Source organism: Caballeronia sp. M23-90 (genome assembly GCF_053574605.1).
In genome coordinates this window covers 1-20,729 of the sequence record NZ_JBSIPA010000067.1, presented here as the reverse complement: position 1 = coordinate 20,729, position 20,729 = coordinate 1, and the positions used below count along the sequence as shown (strand labels likewise).

17 protein-coding genes and 1 pseudogene are annotated in these 20,729 nt (G+C 60.0%); 4 read left to right on the top strand and 14 right to left on the bottom strand.

Annotation, left to right across the window (positions count from 1 at the left end; translation table 11 throughout):
- From ACRXB1_RS09895 to ACRXB1_RS09885, 3 genes and pseudogenes are all read right to left on the bottom strand, one after another.
- A pseudogene (locus ACRXB1_RS09895) lies at positions 1–274 on the bottom strand (recombinase family protein); the annotation flags it as partial.
- Positions 275–405: 131 nt separating this feature from the next.
- The gene (locus tag ACRXB1_RS09890) at positions 406–891 is read right to left on the bottom strand and encodes a hemerythrin domain-containing protein (protein WP_256927536.1); all 486 of its coding nucleotides are present in this window, start codon (positions 889–891) and stop codon (positions 406–408) included.
- A gap of 28 nt (positions 892–919) precedes the next feature.
- Positions 920–3,211 (bottom strand): ATP-dependent DNA helicase, encoded by a 2,292-nt coding sequence (locus ACRXB1_RS09885; RefSeq protein ID WP_449491897.1) that lies wholly within the window; start codon positions 3,209–3,211, stop codon positions 920–922.
- A gap of 119 nt (positions 3,212–3,330) precedes the next feature.
- Here ACRXB1_RS09885 and ACRXB1_RS09880 point away from each other — a divergent pair, with 119 nt between their 5' ends.
- From ACRXB1_RS09880 to ACRXB1_RS09870, 3 genes are all read left to right on the top strand, one after another.
- Positions 3,331–3,876: a DUF4142 domain-containing protein gene (locus ACRXB1_RS09880; RefSeq protein ID WP_082771526.1), complete on the top strand. Its 546-nt coding sequence runs from the start codon at positions 3,331–3,333 to the stop codon at positions 3,874–3,876.
- Between the two features lie 34 nt (positions 3,877–3,910).
- Positions 3,911–4,204, top strand: coding sequence for a hypothetical protein (locus tag ACRXB1_RS09875; protein WP_449491896.1), 294 nt, complete (start codon positions 3,911–3,913; stop codon positions 4,202–4,204).
- An 83-nt stretch (positions 4,205–4,287) separates the two neighbouring features.
- Complete coding sequence (locus ACRXB1_RS09870; protein WP_449491895.1) at positions 4,288–6,072, top strand: thiamine pyrophosphate-requiring protein; 1,785 nt, start codon at positions 4,288–4,290, stop codon at positions 6,070–6,072.
- Between the two features lie 50 nt (positions 6,073–6,122).
- On the opposite strand, the gene ACRXB1_RS09865 is transcribed toward ACRXB1_RS09870, so the two are convergent.
- The 11 genes from ACRXB1_RS09865 to ACRXB1_RS09815 all read right to left on the bottom strand — a co-directional run bounded on the left by ACRXB1_RS09865 (position 6,123) and on the right by ACRXB1_RS09815 (position 17,410).
- Positions 6,123–7,109: a UDP-glucuronic acid decarboxylase family protein gene (locus tag ACRXB1_RS09865; protein ID WP_449491894.1), complete on the bottom strand. Its 987-nt coding sequence runs from the start codon at positions 7,107–7,109 to the stop codon at positions 6,123–6,125.
- Between the two features lie 21 nt (positions 7,110–7,130).
- A complete protein-coding gene (locus tag ACRXB1_RS09860; RefSeq protein WP_449491893.1) occupies positions 7,131–8,090 on the bottom strand; it encodes a glycosyltransferase family 4 protein in 960 nt (319 codons plus the stop codon).
- Positions 8,080–9,126 (bottom strand): glycosyltransferase family 9 protein, encoded by a 1,047-nt coding sequence (locus tag ACRXB1_RS09855; RefSeq protein ID WP_449491892.1) that lies wholly within the window; start codon positions 9,124–9,126, stop codon positions 8,080–8,082. The genes ACRXB1_RS09860 and ACRXB1_RS09855 overlap by 11 nt, the downstream gene beginning before the upstream one ends.
- Positions 9,123–10,187, bottom strand: a complete 1,065-nt coding sequence (locus ACRXB1_RS09850; protein WP_449491891.1) for a glycosyltransferase — start codon at positions 10,185–10,187, stop codon at positions 9,123–9,125. Before ACRXB1_RS09850 ends, ACRXB1_RS09855 begins: the two co-directional genes overlap by 4 nt.
- Positions 10,184–11,929: a carbamoyltransferase family protein gene (locus ACRXB1_RS09845; protein ID WP_449491890.1), complete on the bottom strand. Its 1,746-nt coding sequence runs from the start codon at positions 11,927–11,929 to the stop codon at positions 10,184–10,186. Before ACRXB1_RS09845 ends, ACRXB1_RS09850 begins: the two co-directional genes overlap by 4 nt.
- A gap of 29 nt (positions 11,930–11,958) precedes the next feature.
- A complete protein-coding gene (waaF, locus tag ACRXB1_RS09840; RefSeq protein WP_449491889.1) occupies positions 11,959–13,128 on the bottom strand; it encodes a lipopolysaccharide heptosyltransferase II in 1,170 nt (389 codons plus the stop codon).
- Positions 13,125–13,739: a D-glycero-alpha-D-manno-heptose-1,7-bisphosphate 7-phosphatase gene (locus ACRXB1_RS09835; RefSeq protein ID WP_449491888.1), complete on the bottom strand. Its 615-nt coding sequence runs from the start codon at positions 13,737–13,739 to the stop codon at positions 13,125–13,127. The genes waaF and ACRXB1_RS09835 overlap by 4 nt, the downstream gene beginning before the upstream one ends.
- On the bottom strand, positions 13,736–15,016 hold the full coding sequence (locus ACRXB1_RS09830; protein WP_062172496.1) for a glycosyltransferase family 4 protein: 1,281 nt from the start codon (positions 15,014–15,016) through the stop codon (positions 13,736–13,738). The genes ACRXB1_RS09835 and ACRXB1_RS09830 overlap by 4 nt, the downstream gene beginning before the upstream one ends.
- A 170-nt stretch (positions 15,017–15,186) precedes the next feature.
- Positions 15,187–16,143, bottom strand: coding sequence for a glycosyltransferase family 2 protein (locus ACRXB1_RS09825; RefSeq protein WP_449491887.1), 957 nt, complete (start codon positions 16,141–16,143; stop codon positions 15,187–15,189).
- On the bottom strand, positions 16,140–16,832 hold the full coding sequence (locus tag ACRXB1_RS09820) for a PIG-L deacetylase family protein (protein ID WP_449491886.1): 693 nt from the start codon (positions 16,830–16,832) through the stop codon (positions 16,140–16,142). The genes ACRXB1_RS09825 and ACRXB1_RS09820 overlap by 4 nt, the downstream gene beginning before the upstream one ends.
- Before the next feature lie 122 nt (positions 16,833–16,954).
- Complete coding sequence (locus ACRXB1_RS09815) at positions 16,955–17,410, bottom strand: hypothetical protein (protein WP_449491885.1); 456 nt, start codon at positions 17,408–17,410, stop codon at positions 16,955–16,957.
- 782 nt (positions 17,411–18,192) lie between these two features.
- Here ACRXB1_RS09815 and ACRXB1_RS09810 point away from each other — a divergent pair.
- Positions 18,193–20,729: CheR family methyltransferase (locus tag ACRXB1_RS09810; protein WP_449491898.1), on the top strand; the 2,537-nt coding region annotated here is incomplete at its 3' end.

The window sequence follows — 20,729 nt, the reverse complement described above, 5'->3', positions numbered from 1 at the left end:
CCACGCTCACCGCGCTCGCGGTGAGCGTGGACACCACGTCGCCGACGCCGCTGCCGAGATATCCAAGGCGGGAAATCACGAGGGTATCGCCAGGCTTGATACGGCGGATGACCTGCTGCAGCGCCGGACGCGACGAGGCCGCGACGGCATTGCTGCAGTGATCGACGAGCACGGCTCCCATATCGACGAGAAAGCCCGCTGCGTCGATCTCGATCAGGTCACTTTCCCGAATGTCCTGATGGCCGCCGGTGTTTATATAGACGAATAGGGTCACAATTTGCCCTCCAGAGAAAGCCGTGCCCGTGATGCTCGGTGCTCTCAACCAACCGACGCGGGCCAGCAGTTTTTGCGAATATTAGCAAAATTGCGGGCCCGATCAAATCCACCTGTCCACATTTGAAACGCTCAATGCGAAGTGGCAACTTCCGTGATCTTGTTCTGCAGCGCTTCATGGCGCTTTGCGATCTGTTCGCCCATTGCCTTCAGGTCGAGCTTGGTCTTGCGCAGCTCCGGGAACAGTTCCGACTCTTCCTCTTCAACGTGATGGTTTACGCTTTCGGTGAGCACCTTGAAGGTGGCGTCGAAACCTTCGTCGCCGGCCTGCATGGTGGTGAACTTTTCGATCAGCGTCTTGACGAGAAAGTGCTCCACGTACGCTTCATTCACATCGTCCTTGTCGTCCTTGCCGAGCGCATCCTTCGCGGCCGGATAGAGGATTTCTTCTTCCACGATCGCATGCATGGTCAGCAGCTCGCATGCACGCTGAACCAATGTCGCCTTGCGCTCCAGGTCGTTTTCATCGGCGCGTTCAAAGGCTTCGAACAGCTTTTCAACCGCGCGATGCTCTTCTTCGAGCATGGTCAACGCGTCTTGCTTCTTTGTATCGGCCATGACGGCTCCTTGTGTGGGGATGACACACTCAGAGCAATACGGGTGCCCGAGGGGTGCTCACGTGGCGCACGATCTCGACTTCCCACCACGCGGGGAACAATCGCCGGACTTCGGTGCGGGCGAAGCGGTCATCGATCAGATAAAGCACGCCGCGATCATGCTGACCCCGGATGACACGGCCGGCGGCCTGCACCACCTTCTGCAAGCCTGGAAACAGGTAGGTGTAGTCGTATCCTGCGCCAAACTCCCGGTCCATGTGCGTTTTCATTTGCTGGTTGACGGGATTGAGTTGCGGCAACCCGAGCGTTGCGATAAAAGCGCCGATCAGGCGTTGGCCCGCGAGATCGATACCTTCCCCAAATGATCCGCCAAGCACGGCGAAACCGACGCCGCGACTGGTTTCGGTGAAGCGGGCAAGAAAGGCGTGCTGACCGGCTTCGCTCATTGAACGGGTTTGTTGCCAGACCGGGATATCCGGGTACTCGTGGCGCAACGCGCTCGCAACCTGATCCAGATAGTCGAAGCTGCTGAAAAAGCTGAGGTAGTTGCCGGGCATGCGCCGATACTGCGCCGCGATCAGCTCGACGATCTGCGGCACGGACTGCTCGCGATCGCGATAACGCGTGGACACGTTCGCCACCACGCGCACCTGCAACTGATCCGCATGAAAAGGCGACGCAACGTCGACGTTCGTACAGGTTTCAGGGAGGCCGAGCATGTCGCAATAAAAATGTGCGGGCGAGAGCGTGGCTGAGAACAGCGCGACCGAATGCGCCTGTGCGAAACGCGCCTTGAGATGCGGCGCGGGCACGCGGTTGCGCAAGCAAAGCACACTTTGATTGCGCGAGCCGGCGAGGGTGATATCGAAGAGAGAATGGGTGTCGAAGCGTTCCGCAATGCGCACGAAATGCGTGGCGTCGAAGTAAAAGCGCAGCGTGTCGCGATCGAGTGCAACCGGTTGTTCGCCAATGAACTCCGTGACGACTGCAATCATGTTTGCAAGCGTTTCCAGCAATCGCGCCGGCAGCGTTTCCTGCACGGCGTATTCATCGGTTTGCTGGCCTGCGAGCGTTCTCCATGCACGGCCGATCTGATCGAATGATCGCTTGAGCGGCGCGGGGGCAGCGCGGCGAACGCTGCGAAAACGCGCTTCGTCCAGCGTTGCGGAATACATTGCTCGGGCGCGTTCCACCAGGTTGTGCGCTTCGTCGACGAGCACGCTCACGCGCCACTCCTTTGACTCGGCGAGCGCGAAAAGCATGGCGCTGGTATCGAAATAATAGTTGTAGTCGCCGACGATCACGTCGCTCCAGCGCGCGAGTTCCTGGCTCAGGTAATACGGACACACCGCGTGGTCGAGAGCGACCGTGCGCAGCGCATTGCGGTCGAGCCGGGTCACTTCCAATGCCGCTTCGCGCGCTGCGGGAAGACGATCGTAAAAGCCGCGCGCAAGCGGACAAGACTCGCCATGGCAGGCTTTGTCGGGATGCTCGCAAGCCTTGTCGCGTGCGACCAGTTCGATCACTCGCAGTGGTGTCTCCCGGCCGAGCGTGGTGAGCGCATCGAGGGCGAGCTGGCGGCCCGAGCTTTTTGCGGTCAGAAAAAAGATCTTGTCGAGTTGCTTTGCAGGCCATGCCTTCAGCATTGGAAACAGGCTTCCGAGGGTCTTGCCGATACCCGTCGGCGCCTGCGCCATCACACAGCGTTCTTGTACGGCGGCGCGATAGATCGAGGCTGCCAGTTCGCGTTGTCCGGTACGAAACGACGCATGCGGGAAAGCCATTGCGCTGAGTGCGTCGTTAAGCCGGGCCGTGTGTTCGAGTTCCTGCTGCGCCCAATCGAGAAAGCGCGAACACTGCAGCTCGAAATGCTCGCGCAAGGTTTCCGCGGATTGCGTTTCCGTGATGACGGTTTCCTTCTCGCTGGCGATATCGAAATAAACCAGCGCAATCCCGATCTCGCGCAATGCCATCTTCTTGCAGCACATCCAGCCGTAGATGCGCGCCTGCGCCCAATGCAGATGGCGATGATTCTCGGGGATGGCATCCAGTTTCCCGCGATACGTCTTGATTTCTTCAATCTGATTGAGCACGGGATCGTAGCCGTCCGCGCGACCGCGCACGTGCAGCGCGCCGAAGGTATCGGAGAGCGTGATTTCAGCTTGATAAAGGTCGTGACGGCGCGCGGCGACGATCTTGTGCCCGGCCATGCCCTGCTGCGCCGTGGGCGATGGCGTGAAGCGCAGATCGAGATCACCTTGCTTGGCAGTGAATTCGCAAAGCGCGCGGACTGCGACGACGTAGCAGGGTTGTTCGGGCATTTTTACTGTATGGATGTACAGTAAATATTAGCATGCCCGAGCCGTTTGGGTATGGAGGTTGCTGTGATCTTCCGTACGCAGTTGATCAATTTCGATAATTTCGAATCACGGAGATCTGAATGAAGACCACGACTCTTTCCACGTTGCTCGCCGCCTGCCTGATCACGAGCGCCCCGCTGGTCCATGCACAGACGGAAGCCGCGTCCACCACAATGGCAAACCCGCTGTCCGATACGGACAAGGCGTTCGTGCAGGCAGCTTCAATGTCATCGTCCACCGAGATAGATGCAAGCAAGCTCGCGATGACCCATTCCAGCGACAAGGACGTGAAGTCCTTCGCGCGGCACATGATGATGGATCACACGAAGCTCACCGTGCAGTTGAAGATGGCGGCCCCCAAGGGTGTGACGGTTCCGAAGGACAACTCCGATACATCGATCCTGGATTCGCTCAAGCCGCTGAAGGGCAAGGACTTCGATACGGCTTACATCACGAAGGTCGGCGTCGAGGGACACAAGCAAGCGGTCGATGCATTCCAGAAGGAAATCTCCGACGGGCAGAACGCCGACCTGAAAACGGCTGCGCAAAAGGCGCTGCCGACCATCCAGGATCACTACAAGATGGCGCAGGCGCTTGCAACGAAGAAGGGCGTGTCGGCGCAATAACGTATCGGCCGAACGGAACTACGGGAGTGACTTCATGAAAGATGGAAAGCGCATTGTTCTGGCAAGTTTGTTTGCCGTCATATCGACAATCGCATTGGCGCAAAGCGGTGGTGCGGGCGGTAATGCCGGTGGCGGAAATGGTAACGGTGGCTCAGGCGGCGGAAATGCGCATAGCGCCGCGACCGCCGGTATGACGAGCGGCGGCGACCCTGCATCCGGCACGATGGCCAAGAGCGGCAAGACGCACAAGAAGATGGCCCGCAAGTCCGCGACGGACACGACCAACATGCCGGGCGCGGACGCAAGCAGCGACACGAAGGGACAGTAACAAGCAAGAAGGGCTGACCGGAAGAGCGCGGCTTCGCAGTCGCGCTTTTTCACATGAACGCAGATAACGTGCAGGAGCATGCAATGGCGCAGACAGTAGGCGACTTCATCGTGGCGAGGCTTCATGCGTGGGGCGTGCGCAAGATGTTCGGTTATCCCGGCGACGGCATCAACGGCGTATTCGGTGCAATGCGCCGCGCGCCAGACCAGATCGAGTTCATTCAGGCGCGGCACGAGGAAATGGCCGCGTTCATGGCATGCGCGCATGCCAAGTTCACGGGCGAACTCGGCGTGTGTATCGCGACCTCGGGACCAGGTGCATCGCATCTGATTACCGGCCTCTACGACGCTCGCATGGACCACATGCCCGTGCTCGCCATTGTCGGGCAGCAGGCACGCACCGCGCTTGGCGGCCATTATCAGCAGGAGCTGGATCTGTCGTCGCTGTTCAAGGATGTCGCCGGCTCCTTTGCGCAGCAGGCTACGGTGCCTTCGCAGGTTCGCCATCTCGTTGATCGTGCGGTACGGATCGCGTTGTCCGAGCGCCGTGTGACGGCGATCATCCTGCCGAACGATTTGCAGGAAATGCCCTACGAAGAACCGGAACGGGCACACGGAACGTTGCACTCGGGCGTGGGCTGGACCGCACCAAAGGTGGTGCCTTATGCCGCCGATCTCGAACGCGCGGCTGCGGTGCTCAACGATGGGCGGCGGGTCGCGATTCTTGCCGGCGCAGGCACGCTCAACGCAAGAGAGGAATTGATCGCGATCGCCGACAAACTTGGTGCCGGCGTTGCAAAGGCGTTGCTCGGCAAGGCTGCCTTGCCTGATGACCTGCCCTGGGTCACTGGATCCATCGGGCTGCTCGGCACGGAGCCGAGCTACAAGCTGATGGCCGAGTGCGATACGTTGCTGATGATCGGCTCGGGCTTTCCATACGCCGAATTCCTGCCGAAGGAAGGCCAGGCGCGCGGCGTCCAGATCGACCTGAAAAGCGACATGTTGAGCCTGCGTTACCCAATGGAGGTCAACCTGCAGGGCGACGCGGCCGAGACCTTGCGGGCGCTGTTGCCGCTGCTCGAGCAAAAGACGCAAGGTAGCTGGCGCGACCGCATCTCGCGATGGAACCGGAGCTGGCACGAGACGCTTCACGACCGCGCGATGCAAAGCGCCACGCCGGTCAATCCGCAACGCGTGGCGGTGGAGCTTTCATCACGTCTGCCGGACAACGCAATCGTCACGAGTGACTCGGGTTCGTGCGCGAACTGGTACGCACGCGACGTCCAGGTGAAAAGCGGCATGATGTGCTCGCTCTCAGGCGGTCTTGCATCAATGGGCGCAGCGGTTCCCTATGCGATCGCTGCGCGCTTTGCGTATCGTGATCGTCCCGTGGTTGCGATGGTCGGCGACGGCGCGATGCAGATGAACAACATGGCCGAGCTGATCACGCTGATGAAATACCGGAAGCCGACCGACGCCGCGTGGGTCTGCGTGGTGTTCAACAATCAGGATCTGAATCAGGTGACGTGGGAGCAGCGCGTGATGGAGGGCGATCCCAAGTTCGAAGCGTCGCAGCAGATTCCCGACGTCCCGTATCACAAGTTCGCGGAACTGATCGGCATGAAGGGGATTTATGTGGACGATCCCGAGCGTCTCGGCGCCGCATTCGATGAAGCCCTGGCTTCGGACCTGCCGGTGCTTGTGGAGGTGAAGACGGACCCGAACGTGCCGCCGCTGCCGCCGCATATCACGGTCAAGCAGGCGAAGGCGTTTGCTTCGACCTTGCTGCAGGGCGACCCCGAACAAGGCAGCGTGATCCTCGATACCGCAAAACAGGTGCTGGCTGGCGTATTGCCTTCGAAGAGCTAGGTCGGCACGCGTGGTGTTCCGTTTTACGAAGGAATTCCACGCCGCCGAGGTCAAACGGGCGCGGGCAACTTCGCACGGTCTTCAGCTTCTTTCGTCAGCCGACGGAAATAATCGGCGGTTCGCTTCAGTCCATCATCGAGTTCAGTGGCCGGTTGCCAGCCAAGCGTGTTCTTCGCAAACGTGATGTCCGGCTGCCGGTGACATGGATCGTCCATGGGTAACGGCTCGAACACGATTTCCGACGACGACCCCGTCGACTCGATTATTCTTCGCGCAATCGCGAGCATCGACAACTCGTGTGGATTGCCGAGGTTCATGGGCCCCGTCACATCTTCAGGGCTGTTCATCAGGCGAATGAATGCATCGATCATGTCATCGACATAACAGAACGAGCGCGTCTGCGAGCCGTCGCCGTACATGGTCATCGGCTTTCCTGCTAGCGCCTGCATCATGAAGTTAGAGATGACGCGGCCATCTGCGGGATGCATGCGCGGACCATACGTATTGAAGATCCGCGCGACCTTGATCGACAAACCATGCTGCCGCCGATAATCCATGAAAAGCGTTTCGGCGCAGCGCTTGCCTTCGTCGTAACACGCGCGAGGTCCAAGCGGATTGACGTGTCCCCAGTAGTCTTCCCGTTGTGGATGAACGCGGGCGTCGCCATAGACTTCGCTTGTCGATGCCTGGAAGATTCTCGCCTTCACGCGCTTGGCGAGGCCGAGCATGTTGATCGCACCGTGCACGCTGGTCTTCGTTGTCTGCACCGGATCGTATTGATAATGAATCGGCGAAGCAGGGCACGCGAGGTTGTAGATTTCATCCACTTCCACATAGAGCGGAAACGTCACGTCGTGACGCATCAGCTCGAAGTTCGCGCAGTCCAGCAAGTGCGCAATGTTGTCCTTCGTCCCGGTATAGAAGTTATCGACGCACAGCACGTCGTGCCCGAGCGCCACGAGTCGTTCGCACAAATGCGAGCCGAGGAATCCGGCGCCGCCGGTCACCAGAATGCGCCTGCGATGATGTTCTTTCATGATGATCCTCGGATGCTTGAGTTAGCTCGTGACATGACGCAAGGTCTCGTTCCAGTCCGCTGCGAACCGGTCGATATGAAAGCGCTCAATGGCGACCTTGCGTGCGCCGTCGCCCAATAGACGCGCTTCTTTAGGATCGCGGATCAGGCGCTGCATTGCATCGACCAGCGCAGCTACGTTCGTGTCGATGTAACCGCTTTCGCCATTGCGAATCACCGTTGCGAGTTCGGTTGTCGCGAGCCCGATGATCGGCATGCCGATGGTCATCGCTTCGACAATGGCGAGACCCAGGCTGGTCCAGCGAATAGGGTTGAAGAAGAACCGATATTGCGCCGAAAACGCCGCAAGTTCCAGATTGCCGATCTCACCCAGACCGCCCGCTGATTGTGCATCCATGCCGACGAGATCCAGCGGCACGTGCTTGATAACATCGGCGTAGACATCGTTACCCAAACGCCGGCCGCGCTGCCGCAGATGATTGATGACTACAATGCCACGTTCTTTCTCGCCGGTGTACCGCACGCCATCGGGCACGATCACGCCGTGTTCGATCACGCGTGTCGGTGTCGCGCCGCAGTCCCACATGAGCTTGTTGAAATGCGTCACATGGACGAGCAGCGTGTTGGAATCGTCTACCCAATGACGCTGCTCGAACGGGTTTTCCTGTGGCGGATCATGTTCAATATAGACGCGCGGTAGGCGGCGTTGCGCGTCGCTCAGCAGATTGACGCGGTCGTCATCCCATTGGGTTTTATGCTGGAACAGGATTACATCGAATTCCTGCGATGCGACTTGTTCTGCAGGCACTTCATGCACGTTCGCGCCCCATGGCAAAACACCACCGGCACCGGCGTACCCTGGCGGATTGCCGGGTTTCGTCACAAGATGGAAGTCGTGATGCGCCTGGGTCAGGTAGTAGAGATAGTTGCCATGCACGTGCCATGTAAGAACGCGCAGGCGTCGTTGAGCGTCATTCGGCATGAGTGGTCGCGTAGTGTGAGAGTTGGTTCAAGGCGGCGTCGACCACGTGCTCTGCATGCACGTTGAGTGCGCACGGATGTCCGTAGGGACACTCACGAAACGCGCATGGCCGGCAAGACGGATAATCGGCGAGCACGCGATGCCGGTCGCGGTCGAGCGGCTCCCATCTGCGGGTGTCGCTGCCTGACGCGACTACTACACTGCGCGTTTTCATGGCGGCGGCGACGTGCGAAAGACCGGTATCGTTGCAGACCACCAGCCGAGCGTTCGATACCAGCGCGGCGAGACCGCCCAACGACGTTTTTCCTGCGAGGTTGATTGCACGGCCCCTCATTGCAGAGGCGACGCTCGTGGTCAGCAAGTGCTCGCTTGCCGCGCCGGTGATCGCAATTTGCCAGCCTTCGCCGGCAAGTGTCGATGCAACTTGCGCGAAGCGCTCAGCAGGCCAGCGGCGCGAAGGCAGTTGAGCGCCGGGATGGATCAGCACGAGACGATCGGGTCTTAGCCCGAAAACACGCGCCAGACGGGCATATTCCGCAAGGTCTTCATCATTTAGCGGAATCTCCAGACTTGTATCTTCCGCGCCGCAACCCAGGGCCTGCATCAGCGTCGTATAGCGCAGGATTTCATTAAGCGTTTCAGGCCATTCGACAAACACGCCATCTCGTTGCGGCTCGCCCGGTTGCACGAAGCCTGCATTTGAAGATGCGTCCATCCGCCCGACGATATCGTTGGCGATGCCTCCGCTCCCGTGCATCTGGATGGCGAGATCGAAGCGACGTGCGCGCATGTCTTGCCAGAAGCTTTCCAGATGCTCATTGGTCTCCGCTTGCTCCGGGAAGCCGATTGCGCCAGGAAAAACGATCAGCTCATCGACGAGATGCGCATAGCGTGTGACGAAACTTTGCGCCCAGGGCAGGCCAATCAACGCGATATGCGCACCGGGCTTCGCTTGCCGCAATGCACGCAACGCGGGAACGGCGCACAGCATGTCACCGAGTTGCAAGGCACGAAAGATCGCGATGCGCTCGGTCATAAGAAGAGCACCTTGAACTTCAGCGCGCCATAGAGCCGCCAGTAGATCGAAAGGAAAGGGATGACGACTGAGGTGCACGCCATTTCCATCAGGTGCGATGGTGCGCGCGAGGTATGCCTGAGACGCGTGATGCAAAACCATGCGGTCAACGCAAGCCAAGCGATCACGGAGAGTCCCGAGAGCTGTGCGTGGCCATAAGCGCCGGTAACGACCGCAACGATGGCCGCCATGATGATCGCGTAATACAGCATCGGTGGTGCGCGGCGAATGCGGGCTTTGAACAGCGCCGGGTATTTCTTGTACAGCAGCGCGTCGAACTGGCTCTTCTTTTGTTGCGACATGCTTACGCCCCATCGTGCGGGACGTACCGGGTGCAGCACGATCGCATCATCGGCACGGGCGATCGGTATGCCTGCTTCCATGAACGCGAAATGCAAGTCGGAATCTTCACGCCACGCGGCGGTGAACCGGGCGTCGAATCCTCCAATGCGTTCCAGCGCCGAGCGTTGTGCAAAGGTATTGGCCGTTGCGAATTCTGCGTGTGCGAGGCCGGCGGCATCGCTTTCGTAGTCGGTCGGACGGCCGCTCAACGGCACAATGATGCGTCCCGCCACGGCGCCCGAACCTTCCGCAAGGACGTTCATACCTGATGACAACCAGCGCGCGTCGGGTTGCGTATCGTCGTCGGTGAACGCAATGCTGCTCGCTCGCGATAAACGCCAGCCCGCGTTGCGTGCGCCAGCCGGACCTTGTGTCGCTGTGACAGGCAGATAGCGTACGCGCGGTCCGGTCTTCGCGCGCTCGTGTGCGATGCGCTCAACGGTTGCGCGGGTTGCATCGTCCGGACCATCGTCGCAGACAATGATCTCGAAGCGCGCCGGGTCATAGTCCTGCGTCAGGATCGACGCGAGGCAGCGTTCGAGCATCGCCGGGCGCTTGTAGGTCGGCACGACCACGGAGATGTCGGGCGTTGCGGCGAACCGCGAATCATCCGTTGACTTCTCGCCTTTACGCAGCACGTTTTCGAAGGCATCAGTCGGGCTCGCCGCGAACGTACTCATGCGCGGACCCCATTCTTCTCGATCAGGAACGAACCGATCACGAGTGCGTCGAGCGGCGACGTCCAGAAGGATTCCAGCGCGTCACGCGGAGAATTAACCATTGGTTCGCCACGCGTATTGAAGGACGTGTTGACCAGCACGGGCACGCCTGTGCGTTTGCGAAAGGCATCGATCAGATCGTAGTAAAGCGCATGCTGATTGCGGTTCACTGTCTGCACGCGTGCGGTGCCGTCGACGTGCCGCACAGCAGGGATCTGCGTTTCCTTTGCGGGGTGTACATCGAAGATGAACAACATGAACGGCGCTACACCGCCGTCCACGAACCACTCGCTGGCGTACTCTTCCATGATGACCGGCGCGACCGGCCGGAAGTCCTCGCGATCCTTGATCTCGTTGAGCTTGGACTGCATGGACGGATCGATGGGCGACGCGAGAATGGAACGTGCGCCAAGTGCGCGCGGACCGAATTCCGTGCGTCCCTGATACCAGCCGATCACCTTGTTTTGCGCAAGGATGTCAGCCGTTTCAGCCGCTATATCATGCATCCGCCGATACGGCGCCTTGGTCCACTTGAGCAATTGCTCGATTTCGTCATCCGCGTATTCCGGGCCGAGATACGCATGATCCATCTGCCACTTGCGCGAGCGGTCACCCGTTTCCGCACGCTTGCGATAGTCGATCCAGAGCGCGGCGCCCAATGCGGTGCCCGCGTCGCCCGATGCAGGTTGCACCCAGACTTCCTTGAACGGGCTGCGATCGCGTACGCGCGCATTCATCACGCAGTTCAGCGCCACGCCCCCGGCCATGGAGAGTTTGTCGAGACCGGTTTGTTCGTGCAACCAGCCAGCGAGTTTCAGCACGGTTTCTTCCAGCACGGCTTGCAACGAATGGGCAATGTCGAAGTGTCGTTGTTCAAGCGAGCCGCCGCGTTCGCGGGCAGGCCCGAAGCGTTCTACAAGACGTGGCGCGTCTACTGTATAAGTGCCGTCCTGCCGGTACTTGACGATCTCGCGGAACGCATCGATGTGCTCAGGTTTGCCGTAAGAGGCGAGTGCCATCACCTTGTATTCATCGGAGGAGTGCAGGAAGCCGAGATAGCCGGTTACCGTCTCATAGAGAAGCCCAAGCGAATGCGGCAACTCCACCTGTTTCAGCCGCTTGTATTCGCCATCGACAAATTGGCCGAGGCTCGTTGTCACGCCTTCACCGCGGCCGTCCATGGTCAGCACGGCGGTATCGGTGAACGGCGCCGCGAGAAACGCGCTCGCTTCGTGCGAGAGATGGTGGTCGACGTAATGCCACTCGAAGCGCATCGCGCGCCCGTTGCTGCGAAAGCGTTTTATCAGATGATGCGGTGCGCCGTCGATCAACTGCGCACGCGCATTCATGATGTAGCTTAAAAACAAGGGGTCCCACGGCGATTCCGAAGGATTCGACAGCGGCTTGAGCCCCGGCTCGAGCGGCAATTCGATGGTCGCGCCCGCGTGCGTCGGCATGGACGAAAGCAGCTTCGGATCGTACGAATACGCAACGTGGTCAACATCCGCGAGTTCGATGCCGGCTTCCTTAAGGCAATAGTCGATGGCATCGAAAGGCAGTTGCCACGTGGAAAACGGCACAGGCCGCTTCGCATGCTTGATGTGCGTGAAGCGTTCATCCTCTGCTGCTGCAATGACTACGCCGTCCTCGATCAGCACAGCGGCGCTGTCGTGATACACCGCGTTGATGCCCAATGTGTACATGGTTGAGTCGCCTTGATTAGGAGAAGGGTTCACGAGGTCGCGAGGGTTGCTTGCGTTGCTGTGGATACGGGTTCGTCGTGCAGAAGCTGCATGGCGGCACTCACTACCTGTTCGACCGATACCCCCGTCAGGCACGCATGGTGTCCTTCGGGACAGACGCTGCGGTAGCACCAGCGGCACGGCACATCGTGGTGGAGCACGCGGTGCGGTGTCTGCCACGGCGTGTGCTGCGGGTTGGTCAGCGCATATAAATCGACGACGGGTGTACCCAGCGCAGACGCAATGTGCACCGGCCCGCTGTTATTCGAGATCAGCACTTTCGTGCGTGCGATCAGCGCGGCAAGCTCTCCGAGTTCGAGCACGCCGGCAAGGTTGACCGTCATCCAGTGCGATCCGCCCGCCTGGGCGCAAACTTCGGCTTCATCCGGGCCGCCTGTGATCAATACAGGCCAGCCGGTCGTGTCGGCGAGTTGCGCGGCTGCTTGTGCAAACCGCTCGGCGGGATAACGTCTTGATGCTGCCGTGGCGCCGGGGTGCATCGTGATGAAGGGTTCGTCGATCGAGAGGCCCCGATCAGCAAGCTTGATTGCCAATGAGTCGATGTCGTCCGGGCGCACGTTGAAATGCATGCGCGTATTGTTCGAGTGCGCGCCGACGTGCTGCACCAAAGCAAGTTGCCGTTCGACTTCGTGACGCGTGCCGGTCTGCGGCTCCGGTTCCGCAACCCAGTCGGTCAGCAACGCATACGGATTCTCACGACAGTGCGCGAGCCGCCTCGGGATGCCTGCAAGGTGGCACAACATGGCGGCAGGCATCGGGTTCTGGCTATATACGGTGAAGATCACGGCGGCGTCGAAACCTTCCGCCTGAAGATGCGAGCGCATGTCGAGGTCGGTCGCGGCATTAGCGGTACGGTTGTTCTTGACCCAGGGCGCTTCATACTCGATCACGTTGTCAACGTCATCGATATAACGTGCCGCCTGCGCACCCGAGCGCGACGCCAGCAGCGTGATGTGCCGTCCCGGCGCCGACGTCCGTAACGCATGCAAAGCGGGCGTGGTCATCAGCACGTCGCCGAGGTTGTCGAGGCGAATGCACAGGATGCGCTTGATATTGTCGCCCCAGGGTTGCGCGGACCGTGTAGCCGGCGCGCGCGCGTGCGACTCGATGACGATATTGACCACGGGTGCCTGCTTCATTGGACAAGCTCCGAGGTTTGCGTGGCTTTTTCGATTACACGCGCAGCTTCGTGGAGATCGGGCGCCAGGCACAAAGGTTTTCTGTACGGTCCGCGACGCCACACCGTCTCATTGCCGTTATCGATAAGAATGGTGCGGCACCCCGAACGGTTTCCTGCTTCCACGTCGTCGAGAATGTCACCGATGAACCAACTTGACGCGAGCGCGATGTGATGATCGTCCGACGCGTTGAGCAACATGCCTGGCAGCGGCTTGCGACAGTCACACGAGCGGTTGTAGGGCGCGACCATGCCCTCCGGATGATGAACGCACCAGTAGACGCCGGACAATGTCGCGCCGCATTCCGACACGAGTTCGTGCAAACGGTCTTCAACGGCGTCCAGCGCTTCGACAGGAAACTTGCCCAACGCCACGCCGCTCTGATTGCTGATCACATAGAGCGGAACCTCGAGGCGCGAGAAAATCTGCAAGGCCTCACGCGCACCAGGCGCGAGCTGCATCAGTTCAGGTTTGACGTTGTACGGAACGTCGACAAGCAAAGTCCCGTCCTTGTCAAGAAAGACGGCCCTGTCCGGGACCCTCGGCGCGGGCGCTATTGGCTGTGACTTCATGCCGACGCGCCCCCGACGGCGCGCAGGGTTGCGACTTCTCCCTCGTTTGCAGTAATGCCTGAAACGCGCGCATAAACGCTTGCTAGCGCGTCCGCAACACCGTCCCATGTGAACATCTCGCGTGCGCGTGCGAGACCCGCCTCGCCCATCGTTCGTGCAAGATCAGGACTACTTTTTAACAAGATCAGGGCATTTGCCAGTGCAGCCGGATCCTTCGGTGGAACCAGCAATCCGGTCTGACCGTCGGCGACCGAGTAACGAATGCCGCCAACGTCGGCGCCAATCACAGGCGTACTGCACGCCATGGCCTCGAGCGGTGTGATCCCGAACGGTTCATACCACGGTGTTGTCACAAATACATCTGCCGCATTGTAGTAGAGACGCAAACGGGAGCGCGAACGCCGTCCGAGAAAATGAACACGATCGGCCACGCCACATTCCTGTGCGATTCCTCGCAGGCGGCCTATCTCCGGCGTGGCGATCTCGTTCGCCTCATCGGAATTGCCTCCGACTACATAGAGATGCGCCGCGTCACTCTGTTTGCCATTGCACAGACCAATCGCGCGCACCACGTTGTCGATCCCCTTTCGCGGGACCATCCGTCCAAGCTGCAGCACGATAAAGCGGTCTTGCGGCCACCCCAATTCGGCGCGGGCTGATTCTTTATCAGACGGATGAAATTCGTCGCTGTCGAACCCGCATGGCACCAGGTCGATCCGCGCCGGGTCCGCACCGTAAAGCGACACGAGATCCGACGTATCCTGCGGGCATTCGGCTATCACCGAATCCGAACGACGTACCAGCGCGTCTTCTATATCGAATCGATCATCGGGAAAACCGTCATCCGAGCCTTGATGCAGACGCCTCACGCGGCCAAGCGCATGGAAGGTCGTGACGAGCGGTACGCCCAAGGCTTCCTTCACGCGAAGGCCAACGAGGCCCGACATGAAGAAGTTTGCATGTACGGCGTCGTAGCGCGTGGGTTCGTTTCGGAAGAACTGGATCACGAATCGCGAGAACTCCTCCATGAATGGCAGCAGTTGCTCCTTGGGCAGTTGCCTTGCTGGCCCCGCCGGTACATTGATGACCCGCGCTCCCTCGAACTTCGAGATCAGCGGCAACAACGACCTGTCGCAGCGTGTGAAGACATCGACTTGATGTCCCTTTCGGGCAAGTTGACGCGCCACATTCGCCACGTAGATATTTTGTCCGCCACTGTCGACGCCGCCGGCAATAGCGAGCGGCGACGCATGTTCGCTGATGAGTGCGATCTTCACGATGGTGTCCCTGGAGAAGGTCTTGGCTTGGAGCAGGTCGCGCCCGCTGAAGCTTGGGCGGCTGGACCAGACACAGCATTCGTTGTGCCACTCGTGAAGCGAACGAAAGAAGCGTTGGTTCGTTGCGATACCTACGCATTTATTTTGCGTGCGTTTCCCCTGCGTTTCATTTAGGGTGCGCGTCGTGTGGTGACTGCTTCAGGACGGGTGTATGTGCGTTCGGCGAGATGTACCGCCCCGCGCATGCGTGCGACGTCGTCAGGAATCGCGCGACGCCGCGCGAGCGCCCACGGCAATGCCGCGAACAAAGAGAAAGCGTCGCGGGGAAAAGTGCCTTCGCGCCGAATGATCTTGATGGCAACGCGCGTGGTGTTCCACGCTTCGCGCCATGGCAGACGCATCCACGCAACCCACGCCGCATTGCGGGCAAGCATGCGCCGGCGCAAGCTGCTGTCGCGTATCGGTGAGGGATGATGGTGAAGAACAAGTTCGTCTGCGTACACGATCGCGAAGCCGCTCGCGAGCACATCGAGCGCCACCAGCTCTTCTTCCCCGCCAATGAACAGGCGCGGTTCGTAACCCCCTAACTGCCGATAGAGCGACGTGCGGAATACGCAGGCTCCCGCCATATATCCGATCAACGAAGGACCGGGAAGGCCGGCTGCGTCGAGCGGGCTGCGCGCCATGAGTTGACACGTGTCGTCGGTTTCGCCGGCGTCATTCACGAGAATACGGGCATTGAGCACGCCTACCCGCGGCGCGCTGTCCAGCAGTTGTACCGCCCGTTGCAGCGATCCGGCGTGCCACCACGTGTCGTCGTCGCAAAATGCTACGTACTCCGTGGTGACGCTGCTCACGCCGACATTGCGCCCCGCTGCGCCGAGATTCGTCTGCGCAATGATGAGCGTCACATAGGGGAAGCATTCGGCAATCTGCTGCGGGGTGCCATCGGTCGAGCCGTTGTCGACAACCACCACGCGCGGCTGCTCCGGCAGCGCGCAAAGCCGGCTGAGCGTTTCGAGCACCTGCACGCAGCGGTTGTAGGTGAGCACCACCACCGATATCCTTGCCCTTGCTTCCGTTTCGGGTACGGGCTCGAAATCAATATAAGGCGCATCGCTTTTCATTTGGCTAGTTCGAGCTTCCAGCAGCGTTCGGTACAAAAGACATCGTCGTAGCCCTCCGGTCCGAACGCCTTGAGCTGACTTGCGTACGCTTTGACCGCCTCGCGTTTTAGCGCCTGGTCGTGCTGGTTCGCGCGCCAATGTCCGGGCTCAGGCGTCGCACTGATCCCTCGTGCGGCAAGATCCGCGAGACGCGCCTGCAGCAGGCCCGACATGCGGCGGTAGAGGGCGTCTTCGTAAGCGAAGCACTTGAGCGCAGGTTTTGCATTCCACACATCGATGCATGCGCGGTGCACGAGTTCGTGATCCGAATGAAACAGGCCCAGGGGAACAAGAAGGGTGCGAGCAGCATGAAGACGCACTGCTACGCCAAGCTTGCTCGCGATTGATTCGACGGTCGGAGCCGTCCCGTAAGGAGCATATTGCGCATCGAGAAAGTCGCCGCGCTCAGCGACCGCACCCAGGATTTCCAGCGCGAAATCGTCTTCGCATGCGCGTTCGCGCATCGCCTCTGCTGCGTTAGTAAAGCCGCAGTGCTGGTCCCAGTCAGTTGTCACGTCTTCAGCAGGGCATCCAGAGAAGACGGTATGGACCACCGACCCCGGATGCGCCGCGATGAAAGCACCACAACTGAATACGGCGTCGTCAAAGTGCGGGGACACGACCAACGGGTGCGAGATATTTTCTGGCATGGCGTCTTCGGGCTGACATGGTCCGACCGAAAACGCAAAACGCGGACCTGATGCCGGGATGCTCTCCCACGACTTCAGGTCCGCGTTCGACAGGACGTATCCCGCAGCGAAGACGCCAAGGTTTATTCGGCTGGCGAGAACGCCCTCACGCGTGTGCGAATCTCTTCGAGTTCGCCGGTCGTGTACGGACGCTGTTCGGCGTCGATTGCTCGCTGATAAGCCGCGCCGTCCGGCAGACGGTTTAGCAGCGCACGGATTTCGCCGGTCATCGTATGGTCTGCCGGTTCGAAGGAGTACAGGCGGAGTTTTTTCTCGCCGCGTTCATACATGAACCAGGTGCACGTCGCGAACACAACCACGCCCACGATTTCCTGGAGACCGAGGATGAACGTAGCGGGAAGGTCCCAGGCCTCCAACATGACGATCGCAAGCACCCCTGCAATGGCGAGCGTACCCGTTGCGGCAAGGCTGTCGCGCATGTCTGCGACGAGCCGTTGTTCGCGTCGGTTTAGTTCGAGGCGGCTCGGCGCCACAAAATTGGTCGGTGGGGAACGGTCGAAAATAGGGAGTGATGCCATGGTGCGAGTTCCATCGAGTGAATCGGAGTTTCAACTTGCTTCCAGTGAATTAACGGGCACTTGACGGAAAAGTTGACGCCAAAAATTGGGCGCGGATCAAAAAGAAAAGTGGGGTCATGCAGGTTTTTCCGACCGTCCATACATCTGCCGGATTCCATGCATCGGGGCAACGCGGTCGCCCGGCAGAACATGCATTGCGCGCTGCATTCGGTGTTTGTGCCGGCTGAACCCACATAGGAGTTAAAATTGTCGATGGATCTGAAACGTAACAGCGGGACAGCCCGGGTCGGCCAAGGCAGCTTGACCGGAGGAGCGCCCGACGTAGAACCGTCGGTGCAGGCGCCGCCACTTGACACCGGCGACGAACTCGACGCGCGGCAGCCGCCAGACCTGGCGGACACGACGGCAACTTAGGTACGAATCACCTTTGAAATCATGTGCTTCTGTCCCTAAAAAATGCTGTTTGAATATAATGGCCACCGTCCTTGCCTGATCGGGCAATACGCTTCCGGATGCAAGAAGGTCGTAAAAGAACGAGCATCGGGGCGTTTTCCTCCCGTGGTATTCGCATTGATGTGCCTGCCAGGATCATCGTTGCCGCGCGCGCGTTCAAGCAAGCGAACCGGCACCTATCGACCATTGAAGCGTCATGAACCGAGGCCCACGGAGTGAGTGAGACACCAACATCAACGGCGCCGCCACCTGGCGATGACGCGAGCCGTGAGAACGCAACCGGGGACGGTCCGGGAGCTGCGCACCGGTCGAGTACACTAAGCTTTCCGGTGGTCGGCATAGGCGCGTCCGCAGGCGGCGTCCAGGCGCTGCTGCGCTTTTTCGAAAATGCGCCGGCGGATATGGGCATGGCGTTCGTCGTCGTGTTGCATCTGTCGGCCAAGCACGTCAGCAGCGCGGACAAGGTCTTGCAGAACGTGACCCGCATGCGGGTGTTGCAGGTCAGCGGGCCGACTCCCATCGAACCAAACCACGTGTACGTCATCGCGCCGGGCAAGAGCCTGACCATGACGGACGGGCATCTGGACGCGAGCGATGCCGAGTCTCAGACGGGGCGCCCGGTCAGCATCGACAGGATGTTCCGCAGTCTTGCGGAGGCACATGGCCAGCATGTCATGTGCATTGTCATGTCGGGTACCGGCAGCGACGGCGCGGTTGGGATCGCCACCGTCAAGGAGCGCGGCGGCGTGACGCTCGCGCAAGAACCGAACGACGCCGAATACGGTGAGATGCCGCAGAACGCAATTCAGACGGATCAAGTCGATCTGATTCTGCCGGTCGTCGAAATGCCGCAACGACTGCTGGATATCTGGAACAACGCCAAACGGATCGCGTTGCCGGACATCGATGCACCCGCGTTGACTCTGAACGACCGGGCCGACCGGCGTGGCGAGGCAGAGGTCGCGCTGCAGGACATCCTGTCCACGCTGCGCTCGCGTACCGGCCACGACTTCCGCTTCTACAAGCGCGCGACCATGTTGCGCCGTATCGAGCGTCGCCTGCAGGTGAACGGCGTGCCGGACCTGATCAAGTATCGCAACCTGCTACGGGAAAATCCGCGGGAAACGGGCGCGTTGCTGAAGGACATGCTGATCGGCGTGACGAGTTTCTTCCGCGATCGTGAAGCCTTCGAGTCGGTCGAGCGCGATGTGCTGCCCGCGCTGTTTCATGGCAAGAACGACGGCGATCAGGTCAGGGCGTGGGTTGCAGGATGTTCGTCGGGAGAAGAAGCGTATTCGCTCGCCATGCTGCTGACGGAGCAGCGGGAGTTGCTGCGCTCCACCGCAAACATCCAGGTGTTCGCCACGGATATCGATGAAAGCGCGGTCGCCCGTGCGCGTGCCGGCGTGTATCCGGAATCGATCATGTCGGACGTGCCGCCGTCTTCGTTGCGGCAGTTCTTCGTCAAGACGGGCGCGCACTACGAGGTCGTGAAAAGCATTCGCGAGAAGATCCTGTTCGCCATGCACAACGTGCTGCGCGATCCGCCGTTCTCGCGGCTCGACATGGTCTCGTGCCGCAACTTGCTGATCTATCTCGATCGCAGCGTGCAGCATCAGGTGCTCGAGATGTTTCACTATGCGCTTTATCCCAACGGGTATCTGTTCCTGGGCAGCTCCGAGTCCGCCGATTCGGTCGAAGACCTGTTTACGGTCGTGGACAAGAAGAACCGCGTGTATCGCGCGAAGGCTGCCAAGTTGCCGAACCGGCCTGCGCTTACTACGCCGAGCATGTCGAACCAGGGACGCTACACGAACGTCGAAGAAGAGGGGTATGCGCTGATTCCAGGGCGCCGCAATTTCTCGTTCAGCGCGTTGCACCAGCGCGTGCTGGAGCAATACGCGCCACCCAGCGTGATCGTGAATCGCGATTCGAAGATCGTGCATATGTCCGACAACGCCGGCCGTTTCCTGCGTTACGTCGGCGGCGAGCCTTCGAGCAACCTGATTGCCGTGGTCCTGCCCGAGTTGCGGCTCGATCTGCGCACTGCGCTGTTTCAGGCCGTGCAAACCGGCAACAGCGTGGAAGCGCGACGCGTGAAGCTGCAGCGCGATGGTCATCCGTCGTTTGTGAACATGACCGTGCGTCCGTTTCACGATGCCGCCGCCGACGCCGACTTCATCCTCGTGTTGTTCGACGAGGTGCAGGAAGCGATGACCGAAAACGCGGTGGCCGCGGAGCACCACGCGGGTCACGACACGGTGATGCAGCAGCTCGAACAGGAACTGCACCTGAGCAAGGAGCAGTTGCAGACGACTATCGAGCAGTACGAAACATCGACGGAAGAATTGAAGGCGTCGAATGAAGAGCTGCAGGCCATCAACGAAGAGCTGAGATCGGCCACGGAAGAACTCGAGACCAGCAAGGAAGAACTGCAGTCTGTCAACGAGGAACTCATCACGGTCAATGCAGAACTGCAGGCCAAGATCGAGGAAATCGGCAAGGCCAACGACGACCTGCAGAACCTGATCACGTCCACGGACATTGCAACGGTCTTCGTGGATCGCGCGATGTGCATCAAGCGCTACACGCCTAGCGCGACCACCGTGTTCAACCTGATCGGCGCCGATGTGGGACGCTCGCTCTTCGACATCACGCACAAGCTGAAGTATCCCGAACTCGCCGATGACGTCAGCGCGACATTCCAGTCGCTGCGTCTGATCGAACGCGAAGTGGCGTCCAACGACGACCTGCAGAACCTGATCACGTCCACGGACATTGCAACGGTCTTCGTGGATCGCGCGATGTGCATCAAGCGCTACACGCCTAGCGCGACCACCGTGTTCAACCTGATCGGCGCCGATGT

What these genes read in the sequence shown, in the direction of transcription:
- ACRXB1_RS09845 (WP_449491890.1), bottom strand. Translation starts at nt 11,929, where the DNA reads ATGTACACATTGGGCATCAACGCGGTGTATCACGACAGCGCCGCTGTG.
- ACRXB1_RS09815 (WP_449491885.1), bottom strand. Translation starts at nt 17,410, where the DNA reads ATGGCATCACTCCCTATTTTCGACCGTTCCCCACCGACCAATTTTGTG.
- ACRXB1_RS09850 (WP_449491891.1), bottom strand. Translation starts at nt 10,187, where the DNA reads ATGAGTACGTTCGCGGCGAGCCCGACTGATGCCTTCGAAAACGTGCTG.
- ACRXB1_RS09835 (WP_449491888.1), bottom strand. Translation starts at nt 13,739, where the DNA reads ATGAAGTCACAGCCAATAGCGCCCGCGCCGAGGGTCCCGGACAGGGCC.
- waaF (WP_449491889.1), bottom strand. Translation starts at nt 13,128, where the DNA reads ATGAAGCAGGCACCCGTGGTCAATATCGTCATCGAGTCGCACGCGCGC.
- ACRXB1_RS09820 (WP_449491886.1), bottom strand. Translation starts at nt 16,832, where the DNA reads ATGCCAGAAAATATCTCGCACCCGTTGGTCGTGTCCCCGCACTTTGAC.
- ACRXB1_RS09885 (WP_449491897.1), bottom strand. Translation starts at nt 3,211, where the DNA reads ATGCCCGAACAACCCTGCTACGTCGTCGCAGTCCGCGCGCTTTGCGAA.
- ACRXB1_RS09855 (WP_449491892.1), bottom strand. Translation starts at nt 9,126, where the DNA reads ATGACCGAGCGCATCGCGATCTTTCGTGCCTTGCAACTCGGTGACATG.
- ACRXB1_RS09825 (WP_449491887.1), bottom strand. Translation starts at nt 16,143, where the DNA reads ATGAAAAGCGATGCGCCTTATATTGATTTCGAGCCCGTACCCGAAACG.
- ACRXB1_RS09870 (WP_449491895.1), top strand. Translation starts at nt 4,288, where the DNA reads ATGGCGCAGACAGTAGGCGACTTCATCGTGGCGAGGCTTCATGCGTGG.
- ACRXB1_RS09865 (WP_449491894.1), bottom strand. Translation starts at nt 7,109, where the DNA reads ATGAAAGAACATCATCGCAGGCGCATTCTGGTGACCGGCGGCGCCGGA.
- ACRXB1_RS09860 (WP_449491893.1), bottom strand. Translation starts at nt 8,090, where the DNA reads ATGCCGAATGACGCTCAACGACGCCTGCGCGTTCTTACATGGCACGTG.
- ACRXB1_RS09880 (WP_082771526.1), top strand. Translation starts at nt 3,331, where the DNA reads ATGAAGACCACGACTCTTTCCACGTTGCTCGCCGCCTGCCTGATCACG.
- ACRXB1_RS09875 (WP_449491896.1), top strand. Translation starts at nt 3,911, where the DNA reads ATGAAAGATGGAAAGCGCATTGTTCTGGCAAGTTTGTTTGCCGTCATA.
- ACRXB1_RS09890 (WP_256927536.1), bottom strand. Translation starts at nt 891, where the DNA reads ATGGCCGATACAAAGAAGCAAGACGCGTTGACCATGCTCGAAGAAGAG.